Here is a 22,553-nt window from a genome sequence, read left to right as displayed (position 1 = left end):
AATAATGATCGTCAGTGATGTTGTATCCGTCAATCATCAGCAAGGAAGCAGTCATGGGTAACACTTCGCACGATCAGTTCGCCATCGCCGGCAAACCGGCACACGAAATCGCGGATCGGCTCGCAGGCGCAACGAACGGCAATGCAACCGACGTCAGCGTCGAAAACTCGGCCGCGTCGTCCAACCAGCATAACGACATCGCCGCGCAGGTCTTCACGGTCGACCCGACCGGCACCGCGATCGAATGGACCAGCGACGGCGAATACGTGCGCGTCGACGCGTGGGGCACGAACAGCGTGCGCGTGCGCTCCCGCCTCATGCAGCACCCGCTCGACACCGACTGGGCGCTCCTCGCGCCGCCGGCTGACGCACCCAAGCCGAGTATCGCGGTCGGCGACCAGGCCGCCGCGCTCGTCAACGGCGAGATCGCGGTCAAACTCGAGATCATCGGCTGGGCCAAAGACCAGATGCGTCTCACCTTCATCGACACGCACACCGGCAAGACGCTCCTCAAGGAATCCTCCGACGGCGGCGCCCTGCGCCTGCGCGCCCGCAAGCACAATCCGCTCGAATCCGGCGCGGAGGCCCCGGTCGCCAGCTTCGAACCGCCGGCCGGCGAACACCTGTACGGCATGGGCGAATACCAGCAGAACGTCCTCGATCTCAAGGGCTCCACGCTCGAACTCGCGCACCGCAACTCGCAGTGCTCCGTCCCGTTCGTCATCTCCTCCGCCGGCTACGGATTCCTGTGGCACAACCCGGCCATCGGCCGCGTCACCTTCGCGGCCAACCGCACCGAATGGCAGGCCGACTACTGCGATCAGATCGACTACTGGATCACCGCCGGCCGCACGCCCGCGCAGATCGAATCGCAGTACGCCGACGCGACCGGCCACGCGCCCGTCATGCCCGAATGGGGCCTCGGATTCTGGCAGTGCAAGTTGCGCTACTGGAACCAGGAGCAGCTGCTCGACGTGGCGCGCGGCTTCAAGAAGCGCGGCATCCCGATCGACCTGATCGTCATCGACTTCTTCCACTGGCCGCTCATGGGCGACTTCCGTTTCGACGAGGAATTCTGGCCCGACGTCAAGGCCATGACCGACGAACTGCACCGGATGGGCATCAAGCTCATGGTCTCGATCTGGCCGCAGATCGACCTCAAATCCGAAAACTACGAGGAGATGCGCCATCGCAACTTCCTTGCCAAGACCCGTACCGGCAAGGACGTGGGCATGTGGTGGCCGCGCGACAGCCAGTTCTTCGACGCCACCAACCCGGACGCGCGCGCCTTCGTGTGGGGCAAGGTCAAGGAACACTACACCGACCTCGGCGTGGACGCGTTCTGGCTCGACGAGGCCGAACCCGAGTGGGGCGGCGACTACGACTACGCGCACTACATCTTCAACGCCGGCCCGGTCGGCAAGATCGGCAACCTGTACCCGCAGAAGTACAACCAGACCTTCTACGAGGGCCAGCTGTCGATCGGCCGCGAAAACGACACGGTGAACCTGTCGCGCGCCGCATGGGCTGGCGCCCAGCGCTACGGCGCGCTCGTGTGGTCGGGCGACGTGCACTCCACGTTCGACGACCTCAAGGCGCAGATCACCTGCGCGATCCACATGGGCGCGGCCGGCATCCCGTGGTTCACCACCGACATGGGCGGCTTCGCCGGCTCCGACATCACCACCGACGCGTTCAAGGAGCTGTTCGTGCGCTGGTGCCAGTTCTCCACGTTCCTGCCGGTCATGCGCAACCACGGCGACCGCGGTCCGCGCAACCACCAGGTGCTCGACCAGCGCGGCAACCAGATCACCCACGTGCATACCGGCGACGACAACGAGCCGTGGAGCTTCGGCCCGGAGGTCGAGAAGACGATGGTCAAGTACATCCGGCTGCGTGAGGCGATGCGCCCGTATACGCGAGAGCTGTTCGCGGCGGCGCACGAATCAGGACAGCCGCTGGTGCGCGGCCTGTTCTACGAGTTCCCGGGCGAGGAGGCGGCTGCGAACGTTGCCGACGAGTACCTGTTCGGGCCGGATATCCTGGTCGCGCCGGTGACCGAGCCGGGCGCGCGCTCGAGGGAGGTGTATCTGCCGGGGGCCGGTGCGGCTGGTGATGCGCCCGCCGAACTGACGACGTGGACGAATCTGCACACCGGCGAGACGTTTGCCGGCGGCCAGACGATCACCGTCGACGCGCCGCTCGACGTCGTGCCGGCATTCGCCCGTAACGGTCGCGATCACGGGCTTGCCGGACTGATCTGATCGGTCGGCTTGATCAGTCCGATCTGGCTGGTCGACTATCGGTCAGATCAATCTGACCGGAACTCGCTGAGTCGGTCTGACTGATTCTGCCGATTCGTTCGGCTGGCCGATCTCGTCGATCGGTTTGGCTGGCTACCGTTCCAAACTGTCGTTCGGTGAAACGCGACGATATTTCGCCGGAACCGGACGGCGGTCGCGGACGGTCATTCGCGCTGCCGGTCGGCTACGATAAGACGCGGAGGTACGGATGGTCACACTCGATGATGTAGCGGCCCGCGCCGGCGTATCGCGCATGACCGCGTCGAACACGCTGCGCGACAAAACGGTCGGAGGCAAACCGATCGTCAAGCCGGAAACCGCCGAACGCGTGCGCAAGGCGGCCGCCGAACTCGGCTATCGGCCGAACCTTGCTGCGCGCCAGCTCAGCTCGGGCCGCACCGGAATCATCGGCCTGTCCGTCGCCGATCTCGACATGATCTTCCCGGCCGCGCTCGCCGCCACCCTCTCCGACGAGGCATACCGGCGCGGCTACCAGCTCATCACCCAGCAGACGCGCATGTCCGCCGACTACGAGCGCGAGATGCTCGGCAGCGCCAGCGCGCAGATCTGCGACGGCACGATCGTGTGCTGGCCGAGCCATGACACGGTGTCCGCGCTCGCGTCCGCGCATGGCCATCCCACGGTCGTGCTCGACGGATTCGGACTCGAAGGGCGGGCCGATTGCGTGTTCACCCCGTGTGTTGATGGCGCGAAGGCGGCGGTGCGGCATCTCGTTGCGGCCGGTGCGCGGCGCGTGCTCATTCTCGGTACGGTGTACCGCACTGCGGGTGCGCTGGCGAAAGCCGCGAACAGTGCCGAACTGCGTCTGCGGGGTGCGTGCGAGGCGCTGGCCGAAGCCGGACTGCCGTACGGGCCGGGTGATGTGGTGCCGTGTGGTTGGACCCGGCAGTCCGGATATGACACGATGGCGCGGATTCTGGCCGATGGCGGTGCAGGCGTCGATTCACTTGGGTTCGACGCGGTGTTCTGTATGGCGGACACGGTGGCGATCGGCGTGCTGAGGGCGTTGACCGATGCCGGCGTGCGCGTGCCCGACGATGTGATGGTGATGGGCTTCGACGGCGTGGAGGACGGACGATACACCAATCCCGGGCTGTCGAGCGTGCTGATCGATACCGCCGAGGTCGCGTCTGTCTGTCTGGACATGCTGGCGGAGCGGATCGCGGCTGGGGGCGGCCGGACGATGGGCGATGTGCCGGTGGCTTCCGCGGCTCCGCGCACGCGTATGCTCGCCTATCGTATCGTTGCGCGTGGCAGCGCCGAACGATGATATCGCCGGCCGCATCTGTCGATCGGACGAATTGACCTGCCCTAGGTTGCGCATTACTGGTTTGGAATGAAAGCAGGACTGTGCGGCGTGTTATTCAAACGTTTGAATATACAATGATGACGAACAAGGCCCCACAACGAGGAGGAGTGTCATGACCGCATACCACGTTTCTGCATCCGCGCCCGCCGCCGGCGCAGACGGCACCGAAGCCCATCCGTTCCATACCATCAACGAAGCCGCCGCCATCGCCCGCGCCGGCGACGAGATCGTCGTGCACGACGGCGTCTACCGCGAATCCGTCGACCCACAATATGGCGGTGAAAGCGCGGAGCATCGCATCGTCTACCGCGCGGCCGACGGCGAGCATCCCGTCATCAAGGGTTCCGAACGCGTCGACACATGGGAACGCGTCGAAGAATCCGCGGACGGCGCCGTGTGGAAGGCTGTGCTGCCGAACGCCATGTTCGGCGCGTTCAATCCGTACGTGCGCACGGTGTTCGGCGACTGGGTGATCGACGCCAGCTCGCACGCCCGCGCCGTTCGCGAAGGGCACGACAAGCTCGCGCTGGAAGCGTCCGCCGCCGCACAGGCCTCCGCCGTGTCCGAGTCCGGCACCCCCAAGTCGCCCGCCTGCCACCTCGGCTGCGTCTATCTCGACGGTCGTGCGCTCTACGAGGCGTTCAGCCGCGAGGAAGTCGCCCATCCGCGTCCGCGCACGGTCGGTTTCGACTGCGGCGCGTGGCGCAACGGCCCGGTCGCCGACACTGCCGCCGGCAACCCGAGTCTCACTACGCTCGTCTGGTACGCCGAAGTCACCGGCGACTCGCACACCGGCACCACTACCATCTGGGCCAACTTCCACGATGCGGATCCGAACGAGTCCCTCACCGAAATCAACGTGCGCGAAACCTGCTTCGCCCCGTCGCGCCCGCAGACCAACTACATCACCGTGCGCGGCTTCGAAATCGCCCAGGCCGCCACCCCGTGGGCCCCGCCCACCGCCGATCAGGTCGGCATGATCAACACGCACTGGTCGCGCGGCTGGATCATCGAGAACAACCACATCCACGACGCGAAGTGCTCCGCCGTCGCGCTCGGCAAGGAAGTCTCCACCGGAGACAACGACTGCACGCGCACCCGCCGCAAGTCCGGTTACCAGTACCAGATGGAGGCCGTGTTCAAGGCTCTGCGCTTCGGCTGGGCCAAGGGCGTCGTCGGCGGTCATCTCGTGCGGGGCAACCGCATCCACGATTGCGGCCAGACCGGCGTCGTCGGCCATATGGGCTGCGCGTTCAGCCGCATCGAGCACAACGAGATCTACAACGTTGCCACGCGCCGCGAGTTCTGGGGCCATGAGATCGGCGGCATCAAGTTCCACGCCGCGGTCGACACGGTCATCGCGAACAACAACATCCACGACTGCACGCTCGGCATGTGGCTCGACTGGCAGACGCAGGGCACGCACATCGACCGCAACGTGTTCTGGGCGAACACGCGCGACATCATGGTCGAAGTCAGCCACGGCCCGTACACGGTCAGCAACAACGTACTCGCCTCGCCAATCAGCCTCGACATCATCTCCGACGGCGGCGCGTACGTGAACAACCTCATCGCCGGCACGATCCGGCTCGGCCGCGTCATGGACCGCTCCACGCCGTACCATTTCCCGCACACCACCGCGCCGGCCGGTTCCGCGTTCGTCTACGGCGGCGACGACCGGTTCGTCAACAACCTGTTCGTGAAGGCCGCCGGCACGCCCGCCGACGCCGACGAACAGACCGGTTGGCTGGCGGAAGGCCACGGCACGCGCGCGTACAACCTGCAGGCCGCGAAGGATCTGCCGCGCGTGCTGGGGGAGCGCGGCGAGCGTCCGGCGACGCTTGCCGAGTACGAGCACTGGGCGAACGCGACGGTCGGCAACGGCGATGAGGAGGCGTTCCGCGAGGTGCCGCAGCCGGTGTTCGCGCGCGACAACACGTACGTCGGCGGTGCGCGGGCGCTGCTCGGCGAGACCGGTGCGATCGTGCGTGACGGTTCGTTTGCGGTTGACGTCGCGCAGGATGGTGCCGATCGGTCGGTGCGACTGACCGTGCGGGCCGATGATGATGCGGCTGCCGCGGATGATACCGCCGTGTTCGGCACCGGTGCGATCGTGCGCACCGCCGACCTCGGCGAGCCGCGCATCGTGGAGGAGCGCTTCGAGCATGCGGACGGCAACCCGTTCGTCTTCGACACGGATCTTGTGGGGGATGCGCGTGCGGCGCAGTCCTCGCGCGGGCCGCTCGCTGAGTTCCGCCCGAACCAGTCCGTCACCGTCTGGCGCTGACGTGTGCGATCACGTCGATCGGCGTGACGCTTGTATGAGTGTGAGGCACGGGATGGCATACACGGTTGATTCGCCATCCCGTGACCGAAACAGATACCTGACGAGTATCGGTGTGCGATCAGCGCGCGGTGGATTCGCGCTGGACGATGCGGTAGTCCGCGACCAGTCGGCGCGGGGTCGGTGACCCGTCCTCGTCACCGGGATGATCGATGCGCGAGATGAGCAGGTCAAGCGCCTTGCGGGCGTAGTCGTCGTAGTCGATGGCGATCGTGCTGATCGACGGCGACGTGTACGCCGTCTCTCGAATCCCGTCGAACCCGATGATCGCCACGTCAGCCGGTACGCGCACGCCGCAATCCGCGAACCCACGCGCGGCGCCCATCGCCATCACGTCGTTCAGGCAGAACAGGCCATCGACCGGCAAGCCGCCATCCGTATCCGCCCGTTGCGCAACCAGCCGGTGCGCGGCCTTGCGCGCCTCCTCGAAATCCCACGAACAGTCGATCGCCAAGCCCGGCTCGAACGTGATGCCGGCTTCGTCCAACGCCGCCAAAGCCCCGTGCAGCCGCTGCGTGCGGAACGCGGAATTGCCATCCTTCGCAAACACGACCGAACGCGCCTCGCCCGGCGCATCCGCACGCACACCGATACCGAGAATCCCGATCCGCCGGCAGCCGGCCGCAATCAGGTGCCGCACCGCGTCACGCGCCCCCGTAAAACTCGGCGTCACCACCGCGTCGAACAGCGGCTCGTCCGAAAAATCCTCGCACCACACCATCGGTTTCGTACCGATATGCGACTTGATCTCCTCCGCCGACACCTTCGCCGGACTGAATATCAAGCCATCGCAGAACTGGCTCGTCGTGCGCTCCAACGTTTGCAGTTCACCCTCGCGCGAATTGGCCGTCTCCTGAACGATCACGCGCAATCCGCGCTCGCCGGCCTGCCGCGTGATCGCCGCCGCCAGACGCATCGGCTGCGCGGCCTCCAGCGCATACACCGCCACGCCGATCACCCCGTTGCGTCCGGCTTTCAGAATCCGCGCCGACAGGTTCGCCGTATATCCGAGCTCGCGCGCCGCCGCCCGCACACGCTCGACCGTTTCGGCATGGAACCGCGTGTCCCCGCGCAGAATGTACGACACCGCCGACGCCGACACCCCGGCCCGTGCCGCCACGTCACGCAACGTCGCCATGCTGCCTCCCCGCCGGATCGTCGCCGGCCGCGCTTCGTCCTGATTCGGTGCGGTCATGCCGCCGGATTCATCTTATGCCATCGCGTCGGCCGCGGTTTGAGGCTGTGTATGTGAGTGACCGGATGGTAGCGTGGGGAAGGACGTTGTGTGGATATGACGAAGGAGTACATATGACTGACGATGGGTTGACCGCGGTTGTGCCGGATGCGGACGGACGGTTCGCGTGGGGCAACGGCGTGGTGACGATGACGTTCGAGACGGGCGGCGACAAGCCGGTGCGGCTGAGCGGGTTGTCTGGCCGCGGCATGGGCGGGGGAGTCGGTGCTGCGGGTGCGGCTGTTCCGGCCGGCGACGATGCGGTTGTGGACGGCAACGCGGCTGCCGCGGGAGGCAACGCGGCCTCGCATGATGGCGGCACGGTCGTATTCCAGCGCGACCCGCGGCCGATCGTGGAGGTGCGTGCGGCGGCGACCGGTTCGCATGACAATCGTCAGCCATTGATCCTGACTGTGGCCGGCTCGAAGCTGCGGTTCGTGGGCGCTCGCGCGAGCGAGCCGGAATCCGGTTCGCGTGAGCCGTACCGGCTGGAGATCACGCAGTTTGCGTCGTACGAGAGCTTGAAGCCTGGCGGGCGTCCGATGGACAGCATCGATCCCGGTTCGGCGGCTTCTGCCGATGCGACGCTCGCCGGCGCGGACGGACAGGGGAGCACTGCCGAAACCTCCGGATCGCATGCCGACGGTCTTACCGTCACCTCCGTGTTCGAGGCCTATCCGGGCATTTCCGCGGTACGCGCATATACCGTCCTGCATTCGCCGCAAACGTTCCCAATCGAGTCGGCCTCGTCGTTGAACCTCACGTTGCCGATGGATGCGAACGGCGCGACCGTCGAATCGTCGCGCATCTTCTGGGGCGATGCCGCGTGGGCGGTCGAGAACGACTGGCACAGCGCGCCGTTGCGCAAGACCGCCGTGCGCGACCGCAACCAGATCATCAACCCCGGCGAATCCAGCTCGCGGTTCGTGCGCAGTTCGGCGTCCACATGGTCGACCGGACTGCACGAGCCTGCCGGCATCATCGAGGCCGACCGTGACGCGGCCGTCGCGCAGTCAACTGCTGCACACGTCGCAAACGTGAGCAATACGACCGATCCTGCGCACGTTACTGCTGACGGTCAGAACGCACACGTTGCCGCCGGCAACGCGACTTCCGCAGCCGGCGGCGCCGTCCCCGCGTTCTCCGTCATGTGGCAGATCGAGCACAACGGCCCGTGGGAGTGGGAGGTCGGCGAAAACGATCCCGGCCTGCACGTCGCCGCGTTCGGTCCGGAATACCAGGATCACCAGTGGTCCACGGACCTCGGCGATGGCAACGATTGCACCACCGTGCCAGTCTCGTTCTCGATCGCGTCCGGCGGCTGGCAGCAGGCGGTCGCCGAAATGACCCTGCAACGCCGCGCCCTGCGCGCCGCAAAGGCTGCGGAACTCGGCCGTTCCGCGCAATTCGAGCGCACGCAGGGGCTCGTCGTGTACAACGACTACATGAACACGCTGTTCGGCGACCCGCGCATCGAGAAGGAACTGCCGCTCATCGACGGCGCCGCGAAGGCCGGCGCGGACATTTTCTGCATCGACGCGGGCTGGTACGACAGCACCGACGGCGGCTGGTGGGACATGGTCGGCGAATGGCTGCCATCCACGAACCGTTTCGGCGAGGAGGGGCTGGCCGGACTGGCCGCGCGCATCCGCGAAGCGGGCATGGGACTCGGCCTGTGGCTCGAACCCGAAGTGATCGGCGTCAAGTCGCCGCTCGCCGCGACGCTGCCCGACGAGGCGTTCTTCACCCGCCACGGCGTGCGCGTGTGCGATTCCGGCCGTTACCTGCTCGACTTCCGTTCGCAGGCCGCGCGCGAGCACGTTACGCGCACCGTCGACCGGCTCATCGCCGACTTCGATGTGAAGTTCTTCAAGTTCGACTACAACACCATCCCCGGCGCGGGCACCGACCGCGACGCCGAATCGGTCGGATCCGGCCTGCTCGACCACTGCCGTACGTATCTTGACTGGCTCGACGACCTGCGCCGCCGTCACCCGGACGTGATGATCGAGAACTGTGGTTCCGGCGCGATGCGCGCGGATTACGCGCAGCTGAGCCGGCTCGACCTGCAGTCGACGTCCGACCAGTGCGATCCGCTGATCTACGCGGCGATCGCTGCCGGTGCGGGGCTCACGATCCTGCCCGAACAACAGGGCAACTGGGGATACGCGCAGCAGGAGATGGACGACGAGACGGCCGTGCTCACGTTGGCGGCCGGCGTGATGGGGCGCCTGTACCTGTCCGGGTTCATCAACCGGATGGACGACACGCGACTCGCGCTGGTACGCGACGCGGTGGCGTTGCAGCGGCGGATTCTTGCTCGTCAGGAGACGCTGGTGCCGTGGTGGCCGGCCGGGCTGCCCGATTTCGACGGCGATTGGCTGGTGGCCGGATTGCGACCGTATGCGCCGGTTGCTGCAAACGATGCCGACAACGAGGCGACTGCATACGTTACTGCATGGCGGCGTGCGGGGTCGTCGTCGATCGATCTGCCGCTCGAGGAAGGCCGCGAGATCACGCAGATCTTCCCGGCTCCGGTGACGGATACGGCTCGGGATGCCGGCGCTGCGATCGGTGACGCTGCGGAAGGAGCGACTGACGGTATAAACGGCGGCGCGGTCGCGAACCATGCGCCGAATGCCCGCCCGTGGACGATTGAACGGCTCGACCCGTCCACCGTGCGTCTGGCCGTATCCGATGCGACCAGGCCCTCCGCCCGCATCTTTGCCGTGCGGTGAATCCCTCGCCCGTGGGCTCATGCGACATCGTGCTGTCGCGTGATTCGTGAGCTATGATCCCAGAAACGTTGAGGCCCGGTTCGTGTGAACCGGGCCTCAACGCGAGAAAGGAGAAGAGAAGAAGAAGGTTTCAGTTGTCGCGGCTTGTTCGGCCGTGATTCCCATATAACCGCACGTTGCATAACGCAACGTGCGGTTTGTCTGAAAGTTATCTGGGAAATGAAGGTTGTACGGTTGCGTCCGTTTCCCATAGATGACTGGTCTCCTAGAGGAAAACGGACGCAGAAGACCGATTGGAGTCCGCTTCCCTCTAGAATGGTATTCCTTTTAGGAGGAAGCGGACGCTGGAGAGGCGGTTCGCGTCCGTTTCCCGTGAGGATCGGGTTCCTTCTGGAGAGAAGCGGACTCTGAGAGGGGCGTCCATTTCCTTCTGGGATGGTGCCCCTTCTAGGGGGAAACGGACTCCAAAAAGACGGTTGGCGTCCGTTCTCTCCCAGGAGAGCGTTCCCTCTGAGGAGAAGCGGACGCTGGAGAGGCAGTTTGCGTCCGCTTCCCGCTAGGATCGTGTTCCTATTAGAGGGAAACGGACGCTGAGGAGGATGAGCGCATCCCTAGGGGAGAGGAGCCGCGCCCAGATCGCGGGAATCACGCGGTGAACTCGACCGCGGCCCACGAGACGGCCGGCAGCGCGAAGCTCAGCGTGCCCGCATCCACCGTGGAAACGGGCAGCTCGCCCGGCGTCACGGCGGTCGGGTCCTCGGCCGTGTTCTGCATGTACGGGTTGTCGTCGTGCAGGATCTGCGCGCGCGTCACGGTCACGTCGCCCGCGCCGGCCAGCCCGTCGAGCGAGACGGTCACGTCATGCGCCGCGCCGAGATCACGGTTCACCGCGAGCAGCAGTCCGCGACGCGCCTCCGCATCCCACGTCACCACCGCGTCGATCGCCGCCACGTCACCGTACGACTTCGTCGCCACGGTCGGCGAGTCGATCGCCGGCACGTACACGTCTCCGCGAGCGTACGCGGCCGCCTCCGCGAACGGGTAGAAGATCGTCTGCTTCCACGCCGGACCGCCGTTCGGTTCGGCCATGATCGGCGCGATCACGTTGACCAGCTGCGCGCGCGACGCCGACCGCACACGATCGCAGTGTTTGAGCAGCGTGATCATCAGCGAACCCTCGACCACCGCGTCGGCCACGGTGTAGATGTCCTCGAGCAGGTGCGGCGCGACCGGCCATGTGCCGTGATGCAGTCCGTTCGCGGACTCCTTCTGCCACGCATCCTCCTGCTCGTTCCACGCATCGGAGTACCACACGCCCCACTCGTCGAACGACAGCGCGATGTCCTTGTCTCCGTTGTTCGCAGCCTTCGCGGCATCCGCCTGCTTGGCCACGGTGTTGATGAAATACGTCATGTCTTCGGCCGAAGCGAGGAAGTCCTGCAGCTCAACCGCGTCATGCGTGCGATGGCCGCGGTCCATGTAGTACGCGTGCGCGGACACGAAATCGAGGTTCCGGTACGCCTTGGTGAGCACCTTGCGCTCCCATTCGCCGAACGTGGGCATGTGCGCGTTCGACGATCCGCACGCCACGAGCTCGAGGCCGGATTCTGCCAGCTTCATCGCATGCGCCACGCGGTCGACCGCCGCCGCATACTCGTCCGGGCTCATGTGTCCGACCTGCCACGGGCCGTCCATCTCGTTGCCGATGCACCACATCTTCACGTCCATCGGCTCTTCGATGCCGTTCTTCACGCGCCGGTCGGCCAGTTCGGTGCCGGCCGTGCCGTTGACGTACTCGAGCTCCTCGAGCGCCGACTTGAGGCCGCGCGTGCCCATGTTCACGGCGAGCATGATCTCGGTGCCGGACTTCTGGCTCCAGCGGTAGAAGTCGTCGATGCCCATCTGGTTGGTTTCGGTGCAGTGCCAAGCGAGGTCGCGGCGCACGGGGCGCTGCTCGCGCGGGCCGGTGCCGTCCTCCCAGTTGTAGTTGGAGACGAAATTGCCGCCGGGGTAGCGCACGCAGGTCACACCGAGTTCTTTGACGAGATCGAGCACGTCCTGACGGAAACCGTTTTCGTCGGCGGTGGGGTGGTCGGGTTCGTAGATGCCGCCGTAGACGCAGCGGCCGAGGTGTTCGACGAACGAGCCGAACAGGCGGCGGGGAACGTCGGCGATCGGTTTGGTGCCGGCGAGACTGATGGTTGCATCGTTGCGATTGGTGGTTTCGTTACTCATGAATGATGCTCCTTTGCGTGGGTTTGATCGATGATGGTAATCGTTATGCTTGCTTACCGCTGCTTGCTTCGCGATCGTCGTGTCATTTCGAGCGAGGCGCAGACGAGTCGAGAAATCTTTCGAGTGCATCAGCCATAAGAGATTTCTCCGCTCGCTGCGCTCGGTCGAAATGACACGTGTGTCATGCGGTGATTGGTGAAGCAGACGGCGGAGCATGGCGCCTAACGTGCCGGACCGGGGGCGACGTGACGGAGTTTGCCTCCTCGATCCGGTGTGATGCGAGACGACCGTAACCCAACAGGATGATGACGATGATGTTGAGTTACGGTCGTCTCACGGGGACGGATCAGAGCTTGAACGCGGCCTCGACCGCGTCGTATTCGGCGGCGGTGATCGGCAGGATCGCGCCGTGACGCTTCTTCAGCCCGCCGAAGTCGATGTCGTCGGCCACGGCCCAGTCGGCCGGATCGTTGCTGGCGAGATTCGCCGAGCGGAACGGCAGGTAGCCCTTGGCCTCCGCGAACTGGTCGCACATCAGGCCGTACTTCATCTCGCGGCCGTTGATCGTCTTGATGTCCGCGTCGTTGTAGCGGAACAGCTCCGGTCCCTCAAGATACATCCACGAGTAGCGGCCGTTGCCGAGGATGCTGGTCAGCGAGCCGACGTACGACCATGCGTTCGGATCGTCGGTGCGCAGCACCTCGTAGGCGCTCGCGTACGGGTTGCGCGTGCGCTCGATCGTGATCTCGGAATCCTTGGACGCGCGGTACCACCAGCCGTCGTCGTCGCGCAGCATGGTCGAGTCGATCACGCTGTTCTTGCGGTCGATCCACTTGACCGGGTCGGAGAACGTGACGAGGTCCTTGCTGGTCGCGTAGTACATGTTCGTGCGGTCGCCGAGCTCGTTGTTGAGCGGGCTGCCCGGTTCGTCGACGTTGGTCTTGGTGGCCCAGAACACGATCCACTGCTGCTTGTCCGGGTCCCAGTTGGCTTCCGGCGCCCACGCCATGCCCGCGCCCGGGATCTTCGAGGCGACGTCGACGAGGCGCGGCTCGCTCCAGTGCACGAGGTCGGGGGAGTCCCAGATCACGAGGCCGGTGGAGCCGTTGGTGGTGGCGCCGTCGTGCGGGCCCCAGCCGCCGCGGTAGTGGATGGACAGGTCGGTGGCGACGATGTGGAAGCCGCCGTTCGGGTCGCGCGTGATGTGCGGGTCACGCGTGCCCTTCTCGCCGCCGAGCCAGGTGAGCGCCGGCTTGCCGGCTGGGCGCAGGTCGTGCCACTTGACGCCGTCGCGGCTGAGGGCGAAGTACAGCTGTTCGTCGGTCGGGGTCTTCTCGTCGCCGATGAAGTGAACGAAGAGATACGCCTCGGTCTTCGGAGTGGATTCGGTCATTGGTTACTCCTTTGTTGGGTTGGATGGTGGTTGCGTATGTTGGATGTGGGATTTGTTTGTCATGTCGACCGAGCGGATCGGACGGAGGCATCTTGCGTGACGGTTGGCGTCTGAAGATGGCTTCATTCGCTGCGTGTAATCGACATGACAACGTGTGCTACGTGGGGTGCCGACTAAACGGATCGGCCGCCTGTCGATTCGCGCGCGACGAGCTGGTAGCCGATCGTCGCGCGGGTCGGCGCGGTCGCGTCTTCGCTGCGGGCGCGTTCCTCGATCCGTCGTGTGATCATGTCGAGCGCGAACTGCGCGAGCTGGTCGAGATCGACCTGGATCGTGCTCAGCGTTGGCGTTGCGTACGAACCGAAGCTGGTGCCGTCGATGCCGATGACTTTCACGTCGTCCGGCACTCGGATGTCGCGATCGGCAAGGCCGCGGATCACGCCGAACGCGGCGTAATCGTTCGAGCAGAACACGCCGTCGAACGCGGTGGCGGATCCGTCGCGTTTCAGGTCGGCTGCCGTGCCGCGGGATGTTTCATGTGAAACGTTGGCGATGTTTTCACGTGAAACATTATCGGTGTTTGCGGCCCCGTCCACGGCGGCGACGTGATCCGACTCGTTCGCTCGCGCGGCCAGGATCGCATCCGCAATACGGTGCCCGGCGTCGATGCCGTCCTCGCTGTTGTACCCGCAAAACGTCATCGACTCGTCATACGGCAGTCCCGCGTCAAGCAGTGCGCCGCTCGCCCCGCGCAGTCGCAGGTCATAGGAATGCTCGGCGTGTGCGAGTTCGGCTCGCGGGATGTATCCTCCGCCAACGATCGCAATGTGCTTGCAACCGCGTTCGATCAAATGCTGCACGGCGGCGCGTGCACCCTCCTCGTTCGGGAAGTTCACGGTGTCGACGCTCGGCGTCTCCTCGCAACCGTCGATGAGCACGAGCGGCCGGCCGGCGTTCATCTTGGCGAGCGGCAGGTTGGTGCCCAGGCCCGACGCGTGGATGATCTCGCCGTCGAACAGCTGACCGGAGAACGGATTGGCGGACATGGCTTGCTTGGCGGCGGCCGGCGAGTACCGGGTCTGCTCGACGAACGGAGTCAGGCCGCGTGCGGTGGTCTCGTTTGCCAACGATTGCACGAGTTTGGAGTAGAACGGTGAGTCGAATTCGTTGACGATGATGTGGATGATGTTGCTGCGGCCGGACTTGAGCATGCTTGCGGTCAGGTTGATGCGGTAGTCGAGCCGTTCGGCGGCCTCGATGACCTTCTGCCGGGTCGATTCCTTGACGCCGGGCTTGCCGTGCAGTGCGTTCGACGCGGTCATGGGGGAGACGCCGGCCGCTGCGGCCACATCACGCAGTGTCGTCTTGCCGTTGCCCATATCGCGTCTCCTTTGCATACGTTTCCATGCGATCGCCAATAATCATATGTAACGGTATGCAAAAAATTGTAGTTTGTAAAATCGCGAGTTTTGTGGTGAAAATCGTTGCAAGATCAAGCGACTCGCCGGATGGCACCTACTATTGTCGCGCTACAATTTTCGGATAAAATATGTACCGATACACAGAAATCATGCAGTGATCATCGCGAAAGCAGGTCAATAATGGCATCACTTCCACAGGCATGGCGCCCGCCGATGGGCTGGAACAGCTGGGATTCGTACGGCACCACCGTCACCGAGGACGAGCTGCTCGCCAACGCCAAGTTCATGGCCGAACACCTCAAGGCGGCCGGCTGGGACACGCTCGTCATCGACATCGACTGGTACGACCCGACCGCGCGCGCCCACGGCTACAACGAGAACGCGCCGCTCATCCTCGACGAATACGGCCGTCAGCTGCCCGACCCGGTGCGTTTCCCGTCCGCTGCGAACGGTCGCGGTTTCGCGCCGCTCGCCGCTGCCGTTCACGATCTCGGGCTCAAGCTCGGCGTGCACATGATGCGCGGCATTCCGCGGATCGCCGTCGACAAGAACCTGCCCGTATACGGCACCGAATACACCGCGCGCGACGTCGCCGACCTTGACCACGTATGCAAGTGGAACCCCGACAACTACGGTCTCAACCAGCAGCATCCCGGCGCGCAAGCCTGGTACGACGCGCAGCTTGACCTGTTCGCTTCGTGGGGGCTCGATTTCCTCAAGGTCGACGACATGCAGACCCCGTTCCACTCCGACGAGATCGCCGCATACCATCGCGCGATCGCCAAGGCCGAAGCCAAGTACGGCCGTTCGATCGACCTGTCCCTGTCGCCCGGCGGCTGGGTGGCGACCTCGTACGTTGACTTCCTGCGCGAGAACGCGCAGATGTGGCGCATCTCCGACGACCTGTGGGACCGCTGGGAGGACATCTACCAGCAGTTCGCACGACTCGCGCGCTGGGCACCGTTCCAGACGACCGGTCATTGGGCCGACGCCGACATGGTGCCGTTCGGCCACATCGGACTGCGCGCCGAGCGTGGCGACGACCGCCAGTCGCGACTGACGCTGGACGAGCAGAAGACGCTGCTCGCGCTGTGGTGCATGGGACGCTCGCCGCTCATGGTCGGAGGCGACCTGCCGACCAGCACCGACGATACGATCGCGCTGCTCGCCAACCCGGCGCTGCGCGAAGTGCTCGCCGGCTCGACCAACAACCGCGAAACCGTGCGCGAACGTATCTTCAAGCACTGGTGGGAGGACAATTCCTACCGTGGCGAATTCATCGTCTGGGCCGCCGACGCGGCCGACTGGGCCGACGGCACGCCGTCCGCGCACCGCGGCGGCCACTACGCGGCGCTGTTCTGGACCGGTTCCGACGACTTCGAAATCGGCGGCAACATCCAGCTGCAGTCCATCGTGGGACTTGATGCGCGCGAGGATGGTTGGAAGCTTACTGACCTGTTCGCCGGCGCCCCGGGGGCTGCGGCTGATGTGCGCATCGAAGGCGAAGGCGCCGACCGCGTCATCACCGGCACGATCCCGGCGCATGGCGCTCTCTGGATCGCCCTCGACCCGATCGCCGCATAACGGAGCGTCCTGCACGTCGCTGCGAACTCGACGTATTGATATACGCCTTCGTCTGCTGCGGCGCGCAGGCCGCACGCGTTATGCGACGATCGGTCTGCGCGTGGTCGTCGTATCGAATGAATAACGGAGCGTCCTGCACACCGCTGCGAACTTGACGTATTGACATACGTCTTCGTCTGCTGCGGCGTGCAGGCCGCACGCGTTATTTGAGAATCGGTTCTAGCGCGATTCGACAATGTGCGACAGGAGCCAGTGAGTGCGCTTTCCACATCCCCGTCACGCGGATTCGCCGACGATGAGGCGTCCGCGGGCGGTTTCGATGCGCGGGGCGCGCTGCTTGCCCGGATGCTTGATCTGGTCGATCAGCAAATCGACCGCCTTCGTGGCCATATCCGCGTAATCGACGCCCACGGTCGTCAGCGTCGGCACCGTGAACGGCTCGAGCACGCCGCTGTTGAAAATCCCGTCATGACCGAACACGGCCTTGTCATCGGGCACGCGCACGCCCTCCTCGTGCAGCCCACGAATCAGCCCGTACGCGATCAGATCGTTCATGCAATAGAACACGTCGTACCGGTCGACCGGCCGCGCACCGTCGTCGCCCGCCGCGCACAGCGCATGCGCCGCCTCGATGCCGCCCGCGACGCTCCAGTTGCATTCCACGAAGTCGCCGGTCTCGCCCAATCCGTTGCCGATCAGCGCGTCCATCACCGCGCGAATGCCGTCGTCACGTCCGCTGGTATCGGAATTCTCCGCACGCGCCGGCCGTCCGCCGACCACGCACGCATGCCGGTATCCGCGCCCGCACAGGTAGCCGAACGCGGTGCTCGCGCTGGAGCCGGCCGGTCCGCGCACGGTGTCGAACAGCGGTACGTCGGCCGGATAGTTGAGCAGTACGGTCGGATGATTGCCGAGCATGCCGCGCAGATGCTGGTCATCGACGTTGTTGACGTTCAAGATCAGCCCATCGCACAGCGTCGCGTTGATCTGCTTGAGCACGCTGGTTTCGGTGGTGGAGTTGTAGCCGGTCTGCTGGATGACGGTGCGCAGTCCGTGCTTGCTCGCCGCGCTGCACACCGCGCTCACCAGGTTCGTGTAGTACGGATGCAGGATGTCGGGCACCATGACCGCGATCGCGCCCGTGCTGCCCTTCTTCAAAAACCTCGCCGACAGATTGGCGGAATACCCGAGTTCGCGCGCCGCGGCGAGCACCTTCTCCTTGGTGGCCGGCTTGACGATGTCCTCGCCGCGCATCGCCGCGCCCGCCGTGCTCATTGACACGCCCGCCAGGGCCGCCACATCCTTGAGTGTCGCCATACCTCACCACTCGATCATCGTTGGAAATACGTCATTCCCGACTACTGTACCGCACGACGCGCACGCTGGTCGAATCGTTGCGATTTTCGGTTGATATTGTTGTGGAACGTCATGTTGCGCGGGATGATGACAGGACTGCTCGTCACGTTTTCTTGATTCCGGAAGCCTGCCGTGTCACGGTTGTCTGATTGATGCCGTGCTGTGCGACGGCGCAGGCCGCGGCATCGCATATCGTGACGGGTCACGCAGCGATCGCCGTGGATTCGCGTTCGATCAGACGGAAGCCGGCGGTGACGCGCTGGGGGAGCGTGACGGGGGAGTCGCCGAACTTGCGCAGCATCATCGCGACGGCGGTGGCCGCCATGCCCTCGTAGTCCAGTGCGATCGTGGTGAGCGTCGGCACGCTCCAGCCGCCTTGCGGCACGCCGTCGAATCCGGTGACGGCCACGTCCTGCGGCACGCGCAGTCCGTCGTCGGCCAGCCCGCGGATCACGCCGAGCGCGATGTCGTCGTTCATGCAGCACACGCCGTCGTACCGTGTGCCCGATCTGGCCAGCGCGGCGAGCTGGTGCCCGAGTTCGATGCCGCCGTCCGGTCCCCAGTTGCAGTCGATCATCGTGCTGGTGCCGCGCAGACCCAGCTCGTCAAGCGCACGGATGGCCGCATCGATGCGTTCGTATCGTGCGCGGCTGCTGTTCTGCTCATTCTTGACGGCACGGTTGGCGACGTATGCGTCGCCGGTTGAGGTCGTGCGGTGTCGTCGACCGCCGCCGACCGGCGCGGCTCCGGCCACGCAGATATGCGTGCGGCCGCGCCCGGCCAGATGCCGGATGGCCTTGTCGATGCCGTTGCCGCTCGGCGCGTTCACCGTGTCGAACGTGATGTCGGCGCTGTAGTCCTCGAACAGTACGGTCGGGTGCCCCTGCGTGAGTTCGGCGATCTCGCGGTTGCTCACGCGCGCCGGCAGCATGAACAGTCCTTCGGAGAGCGTGTCCTCGGCCTGGGCGAGCACGCGGCGTTCCATCTGCTCGTCGAAATTGGTCTGCTGGATGACGAGCTGATAGCCGTTGCGTTCAACGCAGGTTTCCATCGCGCTGACGAGCCGGCTGTAAAACGGGATGGACACGGTGGGGATGGCGAGCGAGAGGATGCCGGTGCGGCCGGAACGCAGGGCGCGGGCCGAGACGTTCGCGGTGTAGTTGAGCTCCTGCGCGGCTTTGAGGACACGTTCGGCGGTGTTCGGACGGACGAAGTCGAGTCCGCGCAGCGCTCCGGACGCGGTGGACGGCGAGACGCCGGCTCTGGCTGCCACTTCCTTGAGGGTGACCATAGTTCTCTTCCCAGCCTTCGTGTGGTGCGGCGCACGGGACGGCGTGTGCCGCAGTGATCGTGCGATATTCGTACGCAACGATGCGGTTTGCGGCGATCATTGCCTGAAATATCCCACGATGACGGTGTTCGTGATCGAGCATACGATCGAATCGCTTCGATTATGTGCGGTGTCACTCGCGAGTATATCGCAGAATCGTAGCGATGCGGAAATGAGGCGTGTTGATAGGAGACGGCAGGTGCGGTCGTTGAAAAACGTTGGAATTTAGCGGTTGCCAGTTTTTTTCATTACAACACGCCGAACGATGTGTCTGGTTGACGGATCGCATCGAATCGATTTAGAATCGCAGCGTTGCGAGTTTGAAGATGGCCCGCAAGACAGTGTCCAACGGAAGACCGGATGTGCTGTACGGCTTCCTGCAAGGCACCGAATCTTCCGAACGCAGAGGTCGGAAGCAAGGAAAGGAAAAGGAAATGGCACGCAGAAGTGTTGTAACCAAGGCGCTCGCCGCCATCGCCGCCGTCGCGACGTTGGGATCGCTGGCCGCCTGCGGCAGCAGCGACAAGGCCGCCACCACCGAGGACGGCAAGCCAATCGTCACAATCCTGATCGTCAAGAACACCAACACCGACAAGGTCACCAACATGCAGTGGGCCAAGGACCTTGAAAAGGAAGCCGGCGTCAAGATCGAGTGGAAGGAAGTCTCCGACGATCAGTGGGGCCAGCAGAAGAACCCGTCCATGAGCGCCGGCGAAGTCGAGGACATCTCCCTGCGCGCGTTCAACCCCGACGACGCCGCCCAGTTCCCCGACCTGTTCGAGGACCTGAGCAAGGACATGGACAAGCTGCCTAACGTCAAGAAGTTCTTCGACGAGAAGCCCGATGCCAAGAAGCTCGTTGCCAACCCGGAGGGTCACATCTACAATCTGCCGTCCTCCCGCGGCAAGTCGTACTCCGGTTCCGGCCAGAACATGATGATCAACAAAACCTGGCTCGACAAGCTCGGCCTTGAGGTCCCGAAGACCTGGGACGAGTTCGAGAAGGTGCTCGAGGCGTTCAAGAACGACGATCCGAACGGCAACGGCCAGGCCGACGAGATCCCGATGAACATCCGCAAGCTCGACACCGGCGGCTTCGGCTGGTACAGCCCGATGCTGCTGCTCAACTCCACCGGCATCGTCACCGGCTTCAACAAGGGCCCGAGCGCGCAGGGCATCTACGTGCAAGGCGGCAAGGTCAAGAGCTTCCTCGTCTCCGACCAGTACAAGGAAGTCATCAAGTACTACCACGAGCTGATCTCCAAGGGCCTCATCCCGTCCGACTGGTCCACCAAGGCCGATGACGCCTACTACGCCGACCAGACCAACGACGGCAAGACCGCCAAGACCGGCGTGATCTTCGGCTGGTCGCTCGCCGACTTCGGCGACCTGCGCGACCAGTATGAGGCGATGCCGGTGCCGTCCGCACCGGGCGTTTCCGCCGACAAGACCGTCTGGGACGGCTCCTCCAACGAACTCGAAAACTACAAGTGCTCCGTCTCCGCGAACGCGAAGAACAAGGACGCCGCGCTCAAGGTCGTCAACCTGCTGTACTCCGAGAAGTACTCCGTGCAGCAGTTCGCCGGCTCCTTCGACGACACCCTCACCGACAACGGCGACCATACCTACACCGAGGACTCCGACAAAATGTCCGATCTGATCGCCGACAACAAGATGCCGGTGCTCGCCGACCGTCTCGCCGGCTGGATTCCGGACAATGTGACTATCAATGGCGATGACAACGCCGACGATATTCAGGAAGTCAACAAGGTGTTCGAGGAGCAGCGCTCGCACTTCGACCCGGTCAAGGACTACATGCCCGACTACGTGCGCGCCGACGCGACCGACTCCACCACGATCTCGAACAACAACACGCAGATCATGAACACCGCAATCCAGAAGGCCGCGCAGTGGATGGCCGACGGCGGCATCGACGGCGAGTGGGGCGACTACGTCAAGCAGCTCGAGAGCCTCGGCCTGAACGACAACGTCAAGCTCTGGCAGAAGTGGTACGACACCTACACCAAGTGACCTGACCGACCAGACCTCATTCATGTCGACAGGGTGAAGCCTTCCACTGATTGTCATTTCGAGCGGAGCGAAGCGTAGTCGAGAAATCTATCGAGGCGATACGGCTCGTAAGATTTCTCCGCTCGCTTCGCTCGGTCGAAATGACACTGTGAACGTTAGGTTTCGCTCGGTCGGAATGACACTGTGAATCTGGTATTTCGCTCGGTCGAAATGACATCTTGAACCCATCCAAAAAAAGAAAGCAACAACAATGTCTGCATCTCGTAAGACTGCGGCGACTACGGCTGCAGTAAACAGCGGCGGCACGGCAGCCGTCGTCGACAACATCGAAGCCGCAAAGCACGCACCTCTGGGAGTCAAGCTCACCCGTCACTTCAAGCGTTACGGCGCGCTGTGGCTCATGAGCCTTCCCGCAATGGCGTTCGTGGCCCTCTTCGCCTACGTGCCGATGTACGGCCTGCGCCTCGCCTTCTACAACTTCAACCCCAGCAAGGGCCTCATGGGCGGCACGTTCGCCGGCATGAAATACTTCAACCAGTTCTTCAAGTCCGGCATGTTCGTGCAGATCCTCACCAACACGCTGCGCATCTCCCTGTGGACGCTGGTCATGGGCTTCATCGCGCCGATCATCCTCGCGCTGCTCATCAACCAGATCGGTTCGGTCAAGATCAAGTCGTTCGTGCAGACCGTCACCTATCTGCCGCACTTCATCTCCACCGTCGTCATCGTCACGATGATCAACATCTTCCTCGCACCGAACACCGGTCTGCTCGGCCGGTTCTTCCCGAACTCGAACCTGCTCGCCAAACCGAACCTGTTCACGCCGATCTACTGGATCACCGAGGTCTGGCAGCACATGGGATGGAACTGCATCATCTACCTCGCCGCGCTCTCCAGTGTCGACCTCGCGCTGTACGAGGCCGCCAAAATCGACGGCGCCGGCCGACTGCAGCTCATCCGCTACGTCGACATCCCGACCATCATGCCGACCGTCGGCATCATGCTCATCATGAACATGGGCAACGTGCTCAACGTCGGATTCGAGAAGGTCTTCCTCATGCAGAACTCGATGAACCTGTCCGCGTCCGAAGTCATCTCGACATACACGTACCGCATCGGTATTCTCGGCAACCAGTTCAGTTACGCAACGGCCATCGGCCTGTTCAATACGTTGGTCAACTTCTTCTTCCTCGTGCTCGCCAACTTCATCTCGAAGAAGGCGTCCGACACGAGCATCTTCTAGCCCGGGCGTGAC

Annotated in this window: 13 protein-coding genes; 7 read left to right on the top strand and 6 right to left on the bottom strand. The window is 64.2% G+C overall.

Translation table 11 applies throughout. From position 1 onward, the window contains the following. Positions 1–53: 53 nt before the first annotated feature. The 3 genes from KIH76_RS09445 to KIH76_RS09435 all read left to right on the top strand — a co-directional run bounded on the left by KIH76_RS09445 (position 54) and on the right by KIH76_RS09435 (position 5,920). Positions 54–2,264, top strand: coding sequence for a glycoside hydrolase family 31 protein (locus tag KIH76_RS09445; RefSeq protein WP_219070451.1), 2,211 nt, complete (start codon positions 54–56; stop codon positions 2,262–2,264). Between the two features lie 247 nt (positions 2,265–2,511). Continuing rightward, entirely contained in the window at positions 2,512–3,594 is a 1,083-nt protein-coding gene (locus tag KIH76_RS09440; protein WP_219070450.1) for a LacI family DNA-binding transcriptional regulator, read from the top strand. Positions 3,595–3,745: 151 nt separating this feature from the next. Continuing rightward, positions 3,746–5,920: a right-handed parallel beta-helix repeat-containing protein gene (locus tag KIH76_RS09435; protein ID WP_219070448.1), complete on the top strand. Its 2,175-nt coding sequence runs from the start codon at positions 3,746–3,748 to the stop codon at positions 5,918–5,920. Between the two features lie 118 nt (positions 5,921–6,038). Here the strand turns inward: KIH76_RS09435 and KIH76_RS09430 are convergent, their stop codons facing one another. Then, the gene (locus KIH76_RS09430; protein WP_219070446.1) at positions 6,039–7,172 is read right to left on the bottom strand and encodes a LacI family DNA-binding transcriptional regulator; all 1,134 of its coding nucleotides are present in this window, start codon (positions 7,170–7,172) and stop codon (positions 6,039–6,041) included. 113 nt (positions 7,173–7,285) lie between these two features. Between KIH76_RS09430 and KIH76_RS11630 the strand changes: the two genes are divergently transcribed. Then, on the top strand, positions 7,286–9,949 hold the full coding sequence (locus KIH76_RS11630; protein ID WP_236036959.1) for a glycoside hydrolase family 36 protein: 2,664 nt from the start codon (positions 7,286–7,288) through the stop codon (positions 9,947–9,949). A 645-nt stretch (positions 9,950–10,594) separates the two neighbouring features. On the opposite strand, the gene KIH76_RS09420 is transcribed toward KIH76_RS11630, so the two are convergent. The 3 genes from KIH76_RS09420 to KIH76_RS09410 form a co-directional block, all read right to left on the bottom strand. Further along, entirely contained in the window at positions 10,595–12,313 is a 1,719-nt protein-coding gene (locus KIH76_RS09420; protein WP_420829271.1) for an alpha-N-arabinofuranosidase, read from the bottom strand. Between the two features lie 217 nt (positions 12,314–12,530). Continuing rightward, positions 12,531–13,577 carry an alpha-arabinofuranosidase gene (locus KIH76_RS09415; protein WP_219070442.1) on the bottom strand — a complete coding sequence of 349 codons (1,047 nt, stop codon included), beginning with the start codon at positions 13,575–13,577 and terminating at the stop codon, positions 12,531–12,533. 173 nt (positions 13,578–13,750) lie between these two features. Beyond that, the gene (locus KIH76_RS09410; protein ID WP_219070440.1) at positions 13,751–14,956 is read right to left on the bottom strand and encodes a LacI family DNA-binding transcriptional regulator; all 1,206 of its coding nucleotides are present in this window, start codon (positions 14,954–14,956) and stop codon (positions 13,751–13,753) included. Between the two features lie 255 nt (positions 14,957–15,211). On the opposite strand from KIH76_RS09410, the gene KIH76_RS09405 reads away from it, so the two are divergent. Then, positions 15,212–16,582, top strand: coding sequence for a glycoside hydrolase family 27 protein (locus KIH76_RS09405; protein WP_219070471.1), 1,371 nt, complete (start codon positions 15,212–15,214; stop codon positions 16,580–16,582). A gap of 276 nt (positions 16,583–16,858) precedes the next feature. Here the strand turns inward: KIH76_RS09405 and KIH76_RS09400 are convergent, their stop codons facing one another. After that, positions 16,859–17,899: a LacI family DNA-binding transcriptional regulator gene (locus tag KIH76_RS09400; RefSeq protein ID WP_214374045.1), complete on the bottom strand. Its 1,041-nt coding sequence runs from the start codon at positions 17,897–17,899 to the stop codon at positions 16,859–16,861. A 241-nt stretch (positions 17,900–18,140) separates the two neighbouring features. Further along, positions 18,141–19,229 carry a LacI family DNA-binding transcriptional regulator gene (locus KIH76_RS09395; RefSeq protein WP_219070438.1) on the bottom strand — a complete coding sequence of 363 codons (1,089 nt, stop codon included), beginning with the start codon at positions 19,227–19,229 and terminating at the stop codon, positions 18,141–18,143. 473 nt (positions 19,230–19,702) lie between these two features. Here KIH76_RS09395 and KIH76_RS09390 point away from each other — a divergent pair, with 473 nt between their 5' ends. Together KIH76_RS09390 and KIH76_RS09385 are read left to right on the top strand one after the other, a co-directional pair. Continuing rightward, positions 19,703–21,298, top strand: a complete 1,596-nt coding sequence (locus KIH76_RS09390; protein ID WP_219070436.1) for an extracellular solute-binding protein — start codon at positions 19,703–19,705, stop codon at positions 21,296–21,298. Between the two features lie 250 nt (positions 21,299–21,548). Further along, positions 21,549–22,541, top strand: coding sequence for an ABC transporter permease (locus tag KIH76_RS09385; RefSeq protein ID WP_214374048.1), 993 nt, complete (start codon positions 21,549–21,551; stop codon positions 22,539–22,541). Positions 22,542–22,553 lie beyond the last annotated feature (12 nt).

Source organism: Bifidobacterium simiiventris, assembly GCF_019331715.1.
In the GTDB taxonomy this organism is placed as follows: Bacteria; Actinomycetota; Actinomycetes; order Actinomycetales; family Bifidobacteriaceae; genus Bifidobacterium; species Bifidobacterium simiiventris.
The sequence above is the reverse complement of the archived record's forward strand: the minus strand, read 5'-3'. Positions and strand labels throughout refer to the sequence as shown.